The organism is Deltaproteobacteria bacterium IMCC39524 (assembly GCA_029667085.1).
Classification (GTDB): domain Bacteria; phylum Desulfobacterota; class Desulfuromonadia; order Desulfuromonadales; family BM103; genus M0040.
Map to the genome: position 1 here is coordinate 243,213 of JARUHJ010000003.1, position 14,781 is coordinate 257,993.

The window sequence follows — 14,781 nt, forward strand, 5'->3', positions numbered from 1 at the left end:
GGTGTTAGAAAATTGGATCGGCGTAAGCTTTTGGCCGGTAGCTGAGGCTGATCTCTTCTTTGCCGGTCATGCTCGAGGAAAGCGGGTACATGGTGTCGTTGAGGACCAGGGCCAGAAAGCGGGTCAACTCCTCTGTTGCACTGTTGTTGATGTGGTCTTTACGCATTCCAGCCTCGAAATATTCAACAAGGGAGGGGGTTATGACGATCTTTATTTCGATCTTTTCTGACATGACAGACCTTTCTCGCTGCTGTTCTCTACCTGGACCAGGTGAACGGCGCAGGAGATACATGGATCATAAGCACGTACGATGCGTTCCGCGACCTTGCACAAGCGCTCATGATCCTTTTCATTGGCCAGGTCTGCCAAGATCTGGGCTGCCATCACGCGTTGATTGATTGCGGTTGGCGTGACAATGTCAGCCGCCACGACCTTGCCCCATTCATCCACAACATAGTGGTGAATCAACAGCCCACGCGGTGCTTCTGTTGCCACTGTTCCGACACCTCCGTTGGCCTGCTTCAGAGTCGTTCGCAAGGGCTCTGAACGATCTGCCTGACGCAGGGTTTCGAGCAACTGGCCGATGCGTCGTAATGTCCAGCCGATTTCACTGGCCTGGGCAAGGTTATTTCCGTGAATGCCGAATCTCTCTGCGGGCTTATCGAAACGCAGCTTCCTGCCGGCGGCAAGGCTGGCGCGCGCCAGAGCCCCGGTTAAAAAAGGCCCTGCTTGCCCGTTTGAATCCTTGGCATGCGAATCTGCTCTGGAACGCTCCCCGAGCAACTGCGCATAACCTGAACAGTCGATCTGCTCCTCGCCATAGGAGAGAGACTCGCCGTTCAAGGAAAACGCCTCCTGCAATCCGGTCGCAAGAGGGTTGCCTAAAACCGGACCTGCTTCTGGATAATTGCCCAGCTGTAAAAACTGCTGGTACAGGTCAGGCCAGTAAATTTGCCAGTGGCGAAGCTCTTCAGAGAGACCGTCGATCAGCTGTTTGTCTGGAATGTATGCAACGCCACCGAAAACCGGATTGACCGGATGAACCACCCGTCCTCCGGCGATTTCCTGGATATGGTTGCCAAACGCTTTCAATCTGATCCCGGCCTCTGCCAGGGGCTCTTTGCGCTGCAACAGGACCAGAAGATCTGGAGTGCCGCACAGGTCAGGCAAGATCAGGCAGAACAGGTGCAGGGCATGGCTCTGCAGGTGTCCGCCAAGCAGCAGGAGTTCGCGGAGCACTGCGGCAGTGGTTGGAATCCTGATGTCCATGAGCTTTTCGAGGGCCTGCAGGGAGGTCAACTTGTGCGCCGCCGAACAGATGGCGCAGATACGGCAGACCAGGTCGGGCACTTCGTCGTAGCGCCGCCCTACGACCAGCGATTCAAATAGGCGCGGCGACTCGAGCAGGCGCACCTTGACATCATAGAGGCGCCCTTCCTTGAGCAGGAGCTCAACCCGTCCGTGACCTTCGACGCGAGTTAAAGGATCAACAACCAGCCTGGTCATGTTGTTTCTCCAAAGCGTTCCAGGCGATGGCTAATATCCTGGTCGGTCAGGCCCGCCGTCTTGAATAGCCGGCATAGTTCGTCGCGGTTGGCCTCGGCGACGACACCACGGCATCCTTCGCAAGGCACCCCCAGGTTCGGGCACCTGGCGTTGCAGCCGGCGAGGGTGATGGGGCCAAGGCAGGGGGCGCGATCCCTCTCCAGCAGGCATGGATTTTCGTTGATGCGGCATTCCATGCAGACCGGCATGACCTGGTGGCCAGCCCAGCCGCCATTGAGGAGAGTGCCGATACTGTTGAGGAGTTCTCCGGGTTCCGGTGGACAGCCGGGAATCTGGCCGTCAACTTTCACAAAATGGGCAACGGGCTGCGGCGGAAAAGTGTTCCAGTCGTCACCTTGCTCGGCGTAGACCTTTGTCATGGCTTGACGGCGTTCGCCTCTAACCAGGCTGTTGACGCCTGCGGTCAGGGCGCAGGCTCCGACGGCGACCAGCAGATGCACCTTGCGCCGGAAGGCCAACAGTCTTTCGAGTTCAGAGGGGGTCGTGATCGAGCCCTCCACTAGACCGATGTCGATCTCTGTATTTTTGCCCAAGGTGGAAGATGCTAGTGGGAAGTCGCGGATAGCAACAATCCGGGCAAGTTCTGCCAGGGAAGGTTCACAGTTGAGTAGCATGAGCTGACAGCCACTGCAGGAGGTAAAGCGGATCCAGGCCAAATTGATGGGCGGCTTCAGTTTCATATCGCCTCCGTCATATTGCGAAGCTGCTCCAGGCTGAAAACAGGACCGTCCTTGCAGATGTAACGGCCGGCAACCACGCAATGGCAACACTCGCCGACACCGCAACGCATGCGGCGCTCAAGAGTCGCAAAGATCTTTGCCGACGGTATGCCGATCAAGGCCAATTCTTCAAGAATGCAGTGGTAAAGAGCCGGTGGACCGCAGACCGCGGCGATGGTTTTACGTGGGGTAAAAGTCAGGCCTGCAAGGAGTTCGTTGACCAGGCCTATTTTGCAGACAACGCGGCCATCAAGGCTGGGCAACTCCTCGGCAAAATCAACCGAGAAGCGAAGCTCTATCTGTTTTTCCAGTGACAACTTAACCAGCTCGTCGCGAAAGAGCAGCATCTCTGGTTGCCTTGAGCCATAGAGCACGATGATCCTGCCCGTGCGGTGATGGTCGTCAAGCAAGGCGTGCAGCAAGGCCCGCAGGGGCGCCATTCCGAGCCCGCCGGCAATCAGCAGGGCATCCTGGTCTTTAAACAGTTCCAGTTGGAAGCCCATGCCAAAGGGCCCGCGCAAACCAACAACATCTCCCTCCTCAAGGTGGTAGAGAGCCTCGGTGACCCGCCCCGCCCGGCGGATACAGGAGGTGATCAGTCCATTGCGAACCTGATCGCATGAAGAGACGGGAAAGCTGCCGATTCCCGGAAGAGTGATCTCGACAAACTGCCCCGGGGCAAGGGATATCGGCTGTTCGGGAAGGAAGGAGAAGAGGTGGTTGTCAGCGGCCAGCGGCACAATCTCGTGCAGCACGGCGGCAACCGGAAGCAGGGCGTTTGTCATGACAACTCTTCTCCTCCCAGCGTCGCGGCGATCTGGTCGAGGTCGATGTCGACGGGGCAGACCTTGCGGCAACGACCGCAGCCGACACAGCTGTTCTGCCCGTGCAGCGCGCCGAAGCCGAAAAACTTGTGCTCCAGGCGAAAATGCAGTCGGTTTGCACGTCCGGGCCTGAAATCGTGACCGCCGGCAACCTTGGCATGCTCGGCGAAAAAACAGTTGTCCCAGCGGCGGCCCCTGGTCACTGATCCATCTGTCGCGGTCTCATCAAGCAGGTCAAAGCAGTAGCAGGTCGGACAGACAACCGAACAGGCCCCGCAGGACAGGCAGCTTTGTGCCGCTTCTGTCCAGATTGCGGCATCAGCAGAGCTGCGAAGTTGCTCTTCCGTCAGCAGTGGCCGTTTTTCAGAACGAGCCGTAGGCCATGGCAGGGGTTGGTTCGCAGCGCCGCCGGCGCCGCAGGCCCGTAAGAGAGCGTCGCCTGCAGGGGAAATGGCCCAGGCGCGATTTTGTTCCAGAAACAGATCGCCGGCAACCGGCACCAACTGAGGATCGCAGCGACATTCCGGCGTGGGCTCACAGGGCATGGCCACCACCAGGGACCGGGCACGTCGTTTTTGGTAAGGAAGATCTTCAGCAAAGACCTGATCCAGGTACCAAAGTGCCTGCAAGTCGCAAAGAGGTACACCGACAACTGCAAAAGGTTCTGCTTGCTCAAGCTCGCTGAATTGTCCCGATTGAAAAGACCACAGCTTCTCCCGGGGCGGTAAAAACATTTTTTTCAAGGGGACAAAGGAGGAGAGGGCCTGGCCTGGCAGAACTCTTGCCGAGAGTGGTTGCAGGCGGCATAGGTTGTCGGCATCGACTTGTGGAGCGAAAGCCGAACGTTTGGTGATGGCGTCCGCAAGGGTATCGAGGGAGGACTGCGTCAGCCGGTAGCTTGGTAAGATAGCTTCGACCATGAGAAACCTCTAAATCTCATTGTACCACTCTTCCTTAACTCGGCAATCTCCAGAGGTTTGTGTGAATCAAGAGCCGGGAAAATCCCACATAAAGCGTTATAGTCTATGGGAGAAGGCTAATTGTCCGGAAGGCTCCGCGAAAGCTGGAAGCCGAGGCTAACATGTCTGCCATTGATCTGCTTCTGCTGCATCCTCTGTCGGTAAATTTTCGATAGATGGGGATTCTACGTACCGTTTTCGACTTCTGCTATGAAGAAATTTTCAGCCGCTGGAGGAGACGATGAAAGGGCAGATTGGTACCTATGTGCGCAGAGTCTGCCTGTTGCTCAGTAAGAGCGGGACAGTGTCCATAGGTCCGAGACCCTTAAATTATCATCAAGATAATGACGTGGGAAAAGATCTATTAGTTTGTTATGGTTGATCAATTGAAACATTAAAGGAGGCAGAGAAAGTAACAATGACTTTTTTAAAACGCTTGACGCTACTGGCGCTCGCTGGATTATTGACGACCGCCTGTTCCAGTACAACGGTGAAAAACTCCTGGGTCAAACCAGGCTACTCAGATAAAGTCGAGAATGTCTATCTTGTCGGCATCGCCAAGGAGGAGGATTTCCGGAGGCTTTTCGAAGAAGCCTTTAAGCGCAAGCTGACTGATCAAGGTGTCCGGGCGATCCCCAGTCATAACGCTCTTGACAAGAGCCAGGAGAGCAACCGGGAAAGTATTATCAGGGAGATGGAAGCGAATGGCTGCGACTCGGTCCTGCTCACCAAAATGATCAGGAAACGGAAAGATAAAGGTACTTCGGGGAAAGGCATACAGGTTGTCCAGGTCGTCCCGGTCGCGGCACCTGTCTATATAGATCCCTGGTACAACAGTTGGGGATCCTATTACTATCAGGGCACTAGCGTTAAGGACGTTCAGCCAACGACTCCCGGGACCACCACCCTGACGATTGAATCTGTACTCTATGACCTGAAAACCGAGGAGAGGATCTGGTCAGCTCAACTGGAAACGGTCAAAGAGATAGATGTCATGAAAATGATACAGGATCATGTCGATGCCGTGGTCAGAAACCTCAAGCAAAAAGGTCTTATCTGACGACCTCTGCAGCCAGTCGATTAAAGCCTGCGGCAGGCGCGTTTATAGTCACTTGATACTTCAACAATAAAGGATCAACAACATGAGCACTCCCAAATACCTCTGCGCTTGTCTCGTTCTTTTGCTTGTGACGCTAACGGCCTCCTGTGCCCCTATCAAAAAGCTGGAGGTCTGGAAGGAAGAAACTTACACCCAATCTCCGCAGAAAGTCCTGGTCATTGCCAGGGCTCAAGAGAAGAGTGTGCGCGAACAATTTGAAAACGTCCTTGCGAACCAGTTGTCTGACCGGGGTGTTGACGTTATCCGCAGCTATAAAGTTCTTCCAGATTTGAAGACGAAGCCAGATCGCGAGACGGTTGTGGCAAAAGTCAGAGAGCTTGGCGTTGACAGTGTGCTGGTGGCACGTTCGATCAGTAAGAAAGAGATCACAAATCACCAGTATGGAGGCGTCGTCCTGGGAGGGTCTGCTGTTTACACAGGTGGCAGCTGGTACGGCTACAGTTACGGTTACACTTATGACAAGCAATACGACACGGATTACTTTACAATATCGACCAAGCTTTATGATGTGGGTTCTGAAAAGCCGGTCTGGTCATACATTGCGCAAGTCAAGGTCGACGGCTCCCGTCAGGGCGCGGTCAATGTATTCGTTCCGGCCATCGTTGAGCAGCTAGAGGGCAGCGAGCTCGTCAACAGCAAACGCCCCTAGCGGCCTGTCGGACAATCCTCAAATTAGCTGCCAGTCTCAGTCTTTTTGGTCTGTTTAGACGAATGAACAACCCTTCCTCCCGCAATGAAAGGGCCCGACACATTCATGTGTCGGGCCCTTTCTGCTTTTCAAAAGGATGTTCTCACGGTTTTATCCCGTCAGGCAATCGTATGGCGCACGATGGTTCCTTCGTTTAAGTAGATGACATCCTCGGCGATATTGGTTGCAAGATCGGCCACGCGTTCGAGGTGACGGGAGACGGTCAGGTAACTCAGCACCGTGTCGATGGTCTCCGGGGCCTTGCGAATATAGTCTTTGAATAGGCCGTAGTTACGGCCATGCAGGATATCGACCTCATCGTCGAGTTCAAGGACAGCCTGGGCCAGTTCCAGATCTGCATTGATAAGCGCCTCGATCGCCTGTCCGAGCATAAGGATGACTTTTTGTGCCATGTCCTCGAGGTTTAACGGACAGTCCATATGAGCGAATTTGGCTAAGTCGACAGTCCGCTCGGATATATTGACCGCCTGATCAGCGATCCGCTCCAGGTTGCTGTTGATCTTGAGTATCGCAACGATCATACGCAGATCATTAGCCACCGGCTGATGTAGGGCCAGAATCTTCAGACATTCTTCTTCGAGCTCGACCTCCTTGCGATTAACCTCCTCGTCGGAGGCAATCAGTTTTTCTGCCAGGGCGACATCTCTTTCGGTGAGAGCCCTGAATGAGAGCTGCACGTTCTCTTCGACGATTGCCGTCAAGGCGAGCAGCTGCTTCTCAAGCTGTCCCAGCTCTTTATGCAATAAGCTTGTCATGGTTTAACTCCTCAACCAAACCGCCCGGTGATGTAATCCTGGGTCCTGGTATTGTTTGGGTTGGTGAAAATCTTGTCGGTGGCACCGAACTCGATAATCTCCCCTTTGTAGAAAAAGGCCGTGTAGTCAGAGATGCGGGCAGCCTGCTGCATATTGTGGGTGACGATGACGATGGTGTAATGCTCTTTCAGGGTGTCAACCAGCTCTTCAATGCGTGCCGTGGCGACAGGATCAATCGCTGAGGTCGGTTCGTCCATCAACAGGATTTCCGGCTCCACGGCGATCGCCCGGGCGATGCAGAGACGTTGCTGTTGACCACCGGAGAGTGCTGTGCCGGGCTGGTTCAGTTTGTCTTTAACGTCATCCCAGAGCGCGGCCTGCTGCAGGGCTTTCTCGACCCGGTCACGCAGCTCACTGCGGTTGATGTGGTAGTGCTGCTTGAGGCCGTAGGCGATGTTGTCGAAGACGCTCATCGGGAAGGGCGTCGGTTTCTGAAAGATCATGCCGACCTTGCGACGTAACTCCAGGACATCACAACTGCTGTCGAGAATGTTCTGGCCGTCGAGAAGAACTTCACCACTAACACGCTGACCGCGATAGAGCTCAAAGATACGGTTGTAGGTCCGCAGGTGAGTCGACTTGCCGCACCCCGAAGGGCCGATGATCGCAGTCACCTGGTTGGCGGCGATCTCAAGGTTGTTGTCAAAGAGGGCCTGCTGATCGTCGTAATAGAAGTTAAGGCCCCGGGTCGCGATTTTGATCTGAGTTTTCTGTGCCAAGGGTCCGGCCTTCGTTGAATGTAATGCAAAGGGTCGCTTCAGCTGTTGATCCTGATATTCTGCGGTCGCAGTCTGAATCATAATTATTTGCTCCTGTACCAGAGAAGTCCCCGGCTAATAACGGTCGTGCCTAGAACGCTGGCTGCAATAAGCAGCGAAGCCCCCCAGGCCAAGGTTTGCCAATCTTCGTAAGGGGACATGGCGTAGTTAAAAATGGTTACGGTTAAATTCGCAGTCGGCTCGTTGAACGATTCGGGCCAATAAGGACTGTTCAGGGACGTGAAGAGCAGGGGAGCCGTTTCGCCACTAACCCGGGCAACGGCAAGTAAAATGCCAGTTAAAAGGCCCGTCTTTGCAGAGCGGAAAACAATGCCCAGCGTCGCTTTCCAGCGGGGCACGCCAAGGGCTAATGCTGCTTCGCGCAGAGCACTCGGCACCAAAGCCAGCATGTCCTCAGCGGTGCGTGCGACCACCGGCAACATGATAATTGCCAGGGCTACGGCGCCTGAGATTCCCGAGAAATGTCCGGTCGTCATGACGATTGCTACGTAAACGAAGACGCCAATGATGATCGACGGTGTGCCCATCAGTAAGTTAGCCGCAAAACGGACGGCTTCAGCCGTTTTCGACTGTTGACCGAATTCCGCCAGCCAGACGCCTGCGGCGAGCCCGATCGGGACACCCATCAGAACGGCTAACAGGGTAATTAGCAGGGTGCCGAGGATTGCGTTGGCGAGCCCGCCGCCCGGCATTCCCGGCGGCGCCGGTAACTCGGTGAAAAACTGCCAGTTGATGGCCGGCATCCCCTTGAGAATGACGATGCTGAGAATCCAGCCGAGCATGGCCATTCCGAACAGGGCCGCCAGGAAGCTGATCAGGCGAATCCCCAGGTCGATGCCACGACGGTATGTCAAGCTGCGTTGTCTCATCTTACGGCCCCCAACTTGCGCGCTGTGCGGCGCAGCCACCAGCGGGCTGCCCACTGCAAGACCAGAGTGACGCCAAACAGGACCAGACCGAGTTCGATCAGGGCAGCGAGGTAAAGATCGTCGGAAGCCTCGGTAAATTCGTTGGCCAAGGTCGAAGCGATGCTGTTGCCGGCAGCAAACAGCGAGGCAGAGATCTCGTGCCGGTTGCCTATGACGAAGGTTACCGCCATGGTTTCACCGATGGCGCGACCGAGGCCGAGGAAGCAGGCGCCGACGACACCCTGGATGCCGTAAGGAATGGTCACCTTGCGGGTCACTTCCCAGGTCGTGCTGCCCATGCCGTAGGCTGATTCCTTAACCACCGCGGGGACCATCTGAAAGACGTCGCGGGTCACCGAGGTGATGAACGGCAGCACCATCAGGGCGAGGATGATTCCGGCTGAGAGCATGCCAATACCCATGGGCGGGCCCTGGAAGAGTGCGAATCCAGGGGCGATGCTTGCCAGCCACGGTTGTGCGTGATCTGCCATGAATGGAGCAAACACGAACAGGCCCCACATGCCGTAAATAATGCTTGGGATGGCGGCCAGAAGCTCGATGGCGCCACCCACGATGCGGCTCACTGCCGGCGGGGCAATCTCCACCAGGAAGAGAGCGATCACCAGGCTTAAGGGAACGGCGATCAGCATGCCGATGGCAGTCGAAGCAAGAGTGCCATAAATGCTGCTGAGCGCGCCGAACTCCATGAAGGCGGGATCCCACTCCTGCGAGGTCAGAAAGCCGAAGCCGAAATGTTTGAGCGCTGGCATGGCTCCCATTACCAAGGTGTAGAGGATACTGCCAACGAGCAACAACACAGCTAGCCCGCTGGCTAGTGTCAGCCAACGGAATGCCGGGTCAAGATTGATATGGGTTTTCGTCTGCATATTTCAACCTTTTGAAGGTTTGTTTTTTCCGCGCTTCACGCCACGAACACGCTCTTTATGGCCAAACCGGTTTGCCTGTTGATTGGATCTCTTGCGCCCAGGTTTTTTCAACCAGGCTGACGACGGCATCGGGCATCGGCACATAATCGAGTTTTTCTGCCGTGCTGGCTCCGTTGCGATAGCACCAGTCAAAGAAGGTCAAAATCTCTTTGGCGGTTGCGACATTCGCCTGCTCTTTGTGGACCAGGATGAACGAAGCTCCGGTGATCGGCCAACTCTCAGCACCGGGCTGGTCGGTCAGCACCAGGTAGAAGCCCTCGGCGTTAGCCCAGTCGGCATTGGCCGCTGCAGCCTGAAAGGCTGTGCTGGTTGGGGCGACGTAATTACCAGCCTGGTTTTGCAACAGGCTGTAGGCCAGTTTGTTCTGCAGGGCATAGGCATATTCGACGTAACCGATCGAACCTTTGATGCGCTGCACGTAGGCGGCGACGCCTTCATTACCCTTGCCACCAACCCCGGCAGGCCACTTCACCGCCTTGGCGTTGCCGATCGAATCTTTCCACGTCGGTGAAACTTTGCTCAAGTAGTTGGTAAAGATCCAGGTTGTGCCCGAGCCATCGGCCCGGTAGACGACCGTAATTGCTGTTTCTGGAAGCGCCAGGCCTGGATTCTCCTTGGAAATCGCTGCATCGTTCCAGGTTTTTATCTTGCCCAGGAAGATGTTGGCCAGGGTGGTTCCGGAGAGTTTTAAGGCCCCTTCTTCAATGCCCGGCACATTAACAACCGGAACCACGCCACCCATGATCATGGGAAATTGCAGCAACCCGGCTTCGTCCAACTCAGCCACTTTTAATGGTGCGTCAGACGCCCCGAAATCGACAGTTTTAGCTTTGATCTGGCGAATGCCGCCGCCCGAGCCGATCGACTGGTAGTTCAACTTGACGCTGGTCTCTTTGTTGTATTGCCAGGCCCACTGCGCGTAAACCGGGTAGGGGAAGGTTGCTCCCGCGCCGTTGATCGTGGCTGCGGCGAGAGCAGGAGCGGAACTTAGTATCAGGGTGGTCAGGGTGATCAGGATCGTGCGGAAAAATTGGTTGCTCTTTGGGTCCATGGGACTTGTCTCCTTAATGGCTTTCTCGTTAATTTGGAGACGAGTCTGACGTGAAACTGTTAGCGGATGGTTAGAGGACGGTAAGCAGTGAATTAAATATGGCCGACGGGAGAGTTTTCCTTGTGGCCGTATTTGCTGTGTAGTGTACTCAATAAATCTCGGGGTGATTCAGGGAAGAGTTGCGATAGGCTTTGTAGTAATCAGTTCCTGCAGCATGGTGCCATTACTGGAAATCATAAATTAGAAGGAGCCTTCGTTTATCCTGTTCATAAAGTCAAAGACTTAAGTTAATCCTTGCCCCTGGAATTGGTTAACCCTCTCCAGGAGCAAAAAGAGGCCGGTTTTGATCACACCTCGCAAGTTTGAAAGGGTTCTGGAATAACCACATTTTCGAGATCAAGTTCATTGCGCAAGTCGTTAGCCAGACTCTCGGAGGATTCCTCTTCGCCATGAACGATGAAGGTATGTTGCGGTTTGCACTGCATGGCCCGCACAAAATCGATCAGACCATCCCGGTCAGCGTGCCCGGAAAAGCCGGTCAGAATCTCTAGTTTGGCACGCACAGTATATTCTTCACCGTAGATGCGAACCGTCTTCTCCTTCTCCACTATATGGCGGCCCAGGGTGTTGGGCGCCTGCCAACTGGTGAAGAGGATTGTGTTGCGCGGGTCTCCGATACGGTTTCGCAGGTGATGGAGAATACGGCCGCCCTCAAGCATGCCGCTACAACTGATGATGATCGCCGGGAACTTTAAGTTGTTGAGCGCCTTCGATTGCTCAACGGTCTGGGTGTACTGGAGACGACCGAAACCAAAGGGGTTGTTATCATCGTCTGTCAGCAGGAACTCGCGGATTTCGGCATCATAAACCTCCGGGTGCAGTCGGAAGATCTCGGTGGTGCGGGTGGCCAGCGGGCTGTCAACGAAGATTGGCAGATCGGGGATCGCTCCCTCGCTGTGCAAGCGGTGGAAAGCATAAACGAGCTGCTGGGTCCGACCAACGGCAAAGGCCGGGATCAGCAGCAAGCCACCGCGACTGGCGGTTTCGTTGACAATGCGTTCCAATTCCTTCTCTGAGTCGGGATAAGCCGGATGTTGCCGGTTGCCGTAGGTGCTCTCCATGATCAGGATATCGCAACCGTCGCTTATTGGCACGGGGTCACGAATGATGGGGATGTCCGGCCGGCCGATATCTCCGCTGAAGACCAGACGGCGGTTCTGGCCGGTCACCTGATCGTCGATGTCAAGGAGGACATGGGCGCTGCCTAGCATGTGGCCGGCATCGATCAAGGTGAGGTGAATGCCGGGAAAGAGCTGGTGGCGACGGTTGTAGCTTAAACCGACGAATTGCTCCATCGCCTTACCCACATCGGCCTTTCTATAGAGAGGCTCAAAAAGGCGCTGACCTTTCTTCTTCCTCCGGCGATTGACGAACTCCACGTCATTTTCCTGAATAAAGGCGCTGTCCATGAGCATAACGGCACACAGGTCGCGGGTGGCCGAGGTGCAGAAAATGTCACCGCTGAAACCATCCTTGACCAGCCGCGGGATGCGTCCTGAGTGGTCAATGTGGGCATGGGATAGCACCAGGCAATCGACACTCTCGCCCGAACACAATTCCTTGCGGTTACGCTCGAAGGCTTCCTTTCGTTTGCCCTGAAACAGACCACAGTCCAACATGATGGTTTTGTCGTTCACTTCGATAAGGTGCTGGGATCCGGTAACGGTACGGGCGGCGCCATGGAAAGTGATTTTCATGTTACAGTCCTTTCCCGAAGATTAAACTTGTGGTTTGTGAGTTAGTCGTTCATCCCGTTTGAGATCGAATGCCATAATCTTATGATGACAAACCTCAACATTTTGTCAAAATATCAACGTTTCATATTGCCTGGATTACAAAAAGGCCACCCGTTTCCAGGTGGCCTTTATTGTTTGGCTAAGGTGCCTCTCAAATGTCTCTATCAATAAGAAGCCGTTTCTTTTCTCTCACAAGTCGTGACGTATAAGAAAAGCTAAAGGTACGAACCTGAGGATGTTGCTTCTATGGCAGGTCAGGCAATCGTTGAGGGCCTCAGTTATGGTTTTTACAGCAACCCCGAGAATAGAATTGAAGTAAAAACCAGTACGGCAGCGATAAGTAGAAGCTCTTGCATCAACTTCATCACCAAGCCCTTTCCAGATGGAGCCTCCAACATGCAACCTCGACGATCTACCCCCTCGTATACTCGAGAACGGCTATGCCTGCGAATCTTATCACGGCCAACAATAGCCCAGCCCTCTGCGCGCAAGATACCAGACACCAACTTTCTATCTAGCATGCGGTCTAGCAGCTGCGGTTTAATCATGCCCAACCTGCCATCAGCATACATAACCCGTATTAGCATGCGACACCTCTCCTTTTGTCTCAGGTTTGAATCTGAAGAATTAAACCAAAAAACCGCTACTCAACAATAAGCTGAGACAGCGGTTTTTTAACATAAAGTAGGGTTCTGCGAGTCTAAGGACCATTCAGTTTCCCCAGCTAAATAATTTGAATAAGACAGTTTCAATTTACATTAAAATGGCAGAAATGTAAAATTTTTACTGCGAGGGCAAGAAAGCTCCCTATCCTAAAATGGGTTTGTTTTGAGAGATTTAAAGGATCGGGCTTTAATTTTCCAAGCTATCAGGAACTCCTGTGTGAGCTAAAATATAGTCCCATATACAGGCTCTGGTTTTTTCATTTAAATTGATGAAACTTACGCCCATCGTGATGCTGTTTTGTTCCTCATCAGTCTTGTTTTTGTCAATCCAAGCGATTTTCGCAGCTATAGATAAGGGTTCCGCATCATCTGGCAAGGCTAATCGCAATTGAACTTCCGAGCCCTTCTGAGGAAATCCATGCAGCCTCTTCGGTTTTATGGAGGCACCCTTGGTACATAAATTTAATAAACTCCCGTTCGTTACATTCCCTTCCCATTCGAGGTCTAAAGGTAACTCTTGAGAGATTTTCAGTCGGTAATTTCCTCTTGAAGCTTCCAATAGTTCCCGAAGGGCGGCATAGTTTTGATTCAGGCTCTTTTGGGCAGCCGTGGATGAGACATCACTCTTCCCCAGAGACAACTTTTCCCGCTCAATCTCTTTTAAAAGAGTCCGGTAATGCCGGATTCGATCGAGGAGAGTGTCTCGGTACATTGTGAAAGCCTCGGTTGTTACGAACACATCCTTGACTATGACATTTTTTTTACACTGACTACATGTGATAGAGCCCAGCTCAACAAGTAATGAGGAGCTGATGATTCCATCGCATTCCGGGCATTTCATTTGCAACATTTGCGACTCACTTTGTGACCAGATGTCCTAAGCTATTAGACATTACCTCAACAAAAGAATCCGGGTCATAGAAACAACCTTCCCCAGGTTGGTCTTCGGAATATATGCTGCGCAACCATGCCCTCGGGCTTCCTCTTGCGTAATGTCCTTTCCGGTGAGCATGATGACAGGTATAAACTTATTGCTCCTGTTCTTGTTTTTAATAAATTGAGAAACATCATATCCACTTAACCCCGTCATCTCTAAGTCAGTTATCACCAGGTCAAAGGGTCCAGTTTCTCCAAGCTTTGCGCTATCGATCTCTTTAAGAAGGTTGATTGCCTCTTCTCCCGAGATAGCTGTTTCGACATGAAAATCCACAGACAAGGAATCACTGAGGGCTTTGAGGAAAAAGGGGCTATCATCAACCAGAAGGATTTTCTTTCTCATCGTTTTCTGAGTTGTCTCCTAGCTCCCGAGGCCCTCATTACCTACCATAAACGGGAAAGGCCATCCAATGTATCAGCGGATGGCTTGTGCTCATATCGCATCTTCCCCTTGCAATTCTCAGATACCACCATAAATAAGATACTGGCAATTATACCCGTTCATTCGTTGAGGTCAAAGAGGAGGGTTTCTTATTCATCGTCCTGGATTGTTTGGGATGGTTCAGATTGGCGACAACGAAGCTGAAACAGGGGGGCTACGCTCGAGGTCCTCAGGATCAAGCCTTGCAAAGCGTATAATGCACGGCAATCATCAAAAGCCACAAATTAAGCCGAGGCACGACCAGCCACGCAAAGTCTATCTGGTAATAAATGCTATATTTGTATAACCCTGTTCTCAATTAAAAATCCCTTATAATTACAAACACCTACTCAACTCATAATTATTACTTCCTGACACCGCCACAACAGCAAAACATACCAACTGTATACTGTATAAAACAATGCAGGCTTTAAGTAGCTGTAAAATATAGAGAATTTTATTTTTCTAGCTTGACTTTGTTGGTGTTTCGGTAATAATTATATCAACTGTGTTAATAAATACCTCTTAAGTTATCGATTGCCGCCATACAGAATCTCCTCTTTCTT

General features: G+C 53.0%; 16 protein-coding genes. 2 read left to right on the forward strand and 14 right to left on the reverse strand.

Annotated elements, in window-relative coordinates; genetic code table 11:
* Window positions 1-4: 4 nt before the first annotated feature.
* The 5 genes from P9J64_09250 to P9J64_09270 are packed head-to-tail and all read right to left on the reverse strand — an operon-like array spanning window position 5 to window position 4,029.
* Complete coding sequence (locus P9J64_09250) at window positions 5-232, reverse strand: hypothetical protein (GenBank protein MDG5468501.1); 228 nt, start codon at window positions 230-232, stop codon at window positions 5-7.
* Window positions 211-1,506 carry a nickel-dependent hydrogenase large subunit gene (locus P9J64_09255; GenBank protein ID MDG5468502.1) on the reverse strand — a complete coding sequence of 432 codons (1,296 nt, stop codon included), beginning with the start codon at window positions 1,504-1,506 and terminating at the stop codon, window positions 211-213. The genes P9J64_09250 and P9J64_09255 overlap by 22 nt, the downstream gene beginning before the upstream one ends.
* Window positions 1,503-2,246: an NADH:ubiquinone oxidoreductase gene (locus P9J64_09260; protein ID MDG5468503.1), complete on the reverse strand. Its 744-nt coding sequence runs from the start codon at window positions 2,244-2,246 to the stop codon at window positions 1,503-1,505. Before P9J64_09260 ends, P9J64_09255 begins: the two co-directional genes overlap by 4 nt.
* Window positions 2,243-3,070: an FAD/NAD(P)-binding protein gene (locus P9J64_09265; protein MDG5468504.1), complete on the reverse strand. Its 828-nt coding sequence runs from the start codon at window positions 3,068-3,070 to the stop codon at window positions 2,243-2,245. The genes P9J64_09260 and P9J64_09265 overlap by 4 nt, the downstream gene beginning before the upstream one ends.
* Window positions 3,067-4,029 carry a 4Fe-4S dicluster domain-containing protein gene (locus P9J64_09270; protein ID MDG5468505.1) on the reverse strand — a complete coding sequence of 321 codons (963 nt, stop codon included), beginning with the start codon at window positions 4,027-4,029 and terminating at the stop codon, window positions 3,067-3,069. The genes P9J64_09265 and P9J64_09270 overlap by 4 nt, the downstream gene beginning before the upstream one ends.
* Before the next feature lie 457 nt (window positions 4,030-4,486).
* On the opposite strand from P9J64_09270, the gene P9J64_09275 reads away from it, so the two are divergent.
* Complete coding sequence (locus P9J64_09275) at window positions 4,487-5,128, forward strand: hypothetical protein (GenBank protein MDG5468506.1); 642 nt, start codon at window positions 4,487-4,489, stop codon at window positions 5,126-5,128.
* 82 nt (window positions 5,129-5,210) lie between these two features.
* Window positions 5,211-5,837 carry a hypothetical protein gene (locus P9J64_09280; GenBank protein MDG5468507.1) on the forward strand — a complete coding sequence of 209 codons (627 nt, stop codon included), beginning with the start codon at window positions 5,211-5,213 and terminating at the stop codon, window positions 5,835-5,837.
* Between the two features lie 158 nt (window positions 5,838-5,995).
* On the opposite strand, the gene phoU is transcribed toward P9J64_09280, so the two are convergent.
* The 9 genes from phoU to P9J64_09325 all read right to left on the reverse strand — a co-directional run bounded on the left by phoU (window position 5,996) and on the right by P9J64_09325 (window position 14,137).
* On the reverse strand, window positions 5,996-6,652 hold the full coding sequence (gene phoU / locus P9J64_09285; protein ID MDG5468508.1) for a phosphate signaling complex protein PhoU: 657 nt from the start codon (window positions 6,650-6,652) through the stop codon (window positions 5,996-5,998).
* 11 nt (window positions 6,653-6,663) lie between these two features.
* Complete coding sequence (gene pstB / locus P9J64_09290; GenBank protein MDG5468509.1) at window positions 6,664-7,431, reverse strand: phosphate ABC transporter ATP-binding protein PstB; 768 nt, start codon at window positions 7,429-7,431, stop codon at window positions 6,664-6,666.
* Between the two features lie 83 nt (window positions 7,432-7,514).
* Window positions 7,515-8,360 carry a phosphate ABC transporter permease PstA gene (pstA, locus tag P9J64_09295; GenBank protein MDG5468510.1) on the reverse strand — a complete coding sequence of 282 codons (846 nt, stop codon included), beginning with the start codon at window positions 8,358-8,360 and terminating at the stop codon, window positions 7,515-7,517.
* On the reverse strand, window positions 8,357-9,286 hold the full coding sequence (gene pstC, locus P9J64_09300) for a phosphate ABC transporter permease subunit PstC (GenBank protein MDG5468511.1): 930 nt from the start codon (window positions 9,284-9,286) through the stop codon (window positions 8,357-8,359). The genes pstA and pstC overlap by 4 nt, the downstream gene beginning before the upstream one ends.
* Before the next feature lie 55 nt (window positions 9,287-9,341).
* Window positions 9,342-10,397, reverse strand: a complete 1,056-nt coding sequence (gene pstS / locus P9J64_09305; protein MDG5468512.1) for a phosphate ABC transporter substrate-binding protein PstS — start codon at window positions 10,395-10,397, stop codon at window positions 9,342-9,344.
* Window positions 10,398-10,744: 347 nt separating this feature from the next.
* The gene (locus tag P9J64_09310; GenBank protein MDG5468513.1) at window positions 10,745-12,154 is read right to left on the reverse strand and encodes an MBL fold metallo-hydrolase; all 1,410 of its coding nucleotides are present in this window, start codon (window positions 12,152-12,154) and stop codon (window positions 10,745-10,747) included.
* Between the two features lie 326 nt (window positions 12,155-12,480).
* Window positions 12,481-12,780 carry a hypothetical protein gene (locus P9J64_09315; protein ID MDG5468514.1) on the reverse strand — a complete coding sequence of 100 codons (300 nt, stop codon included), beginning with the start codon at window positions 12,778-12,780 and terminating at the stop codon, window positions 12,481-12,483.
* 265 nt (window positions 12,781-13,045) lie between these two features.
* Entirely contained in the window at window positions 13,046-13,708 is a 663-nt protein-coding gene (locus P9J64_09320; GenBank protein ID MDG5468515.1) for a PilZ domain-containing protein, read from the reverse strand.
* 42 nt (window positions 13,709-13,750) lie between these two features.
* Complete coding sequence (locus P9J64_09325) at window positions 13,751-14,137, reverse strand: response regulator (GenBank protein ID MDG5468516.1); 387 nt, start codon at window positions 14,135-14,137, stop codon at window positions 13,751-13,753.
* Window positions 14,138-14,781 lie beyond the last annotated feature (644 nt).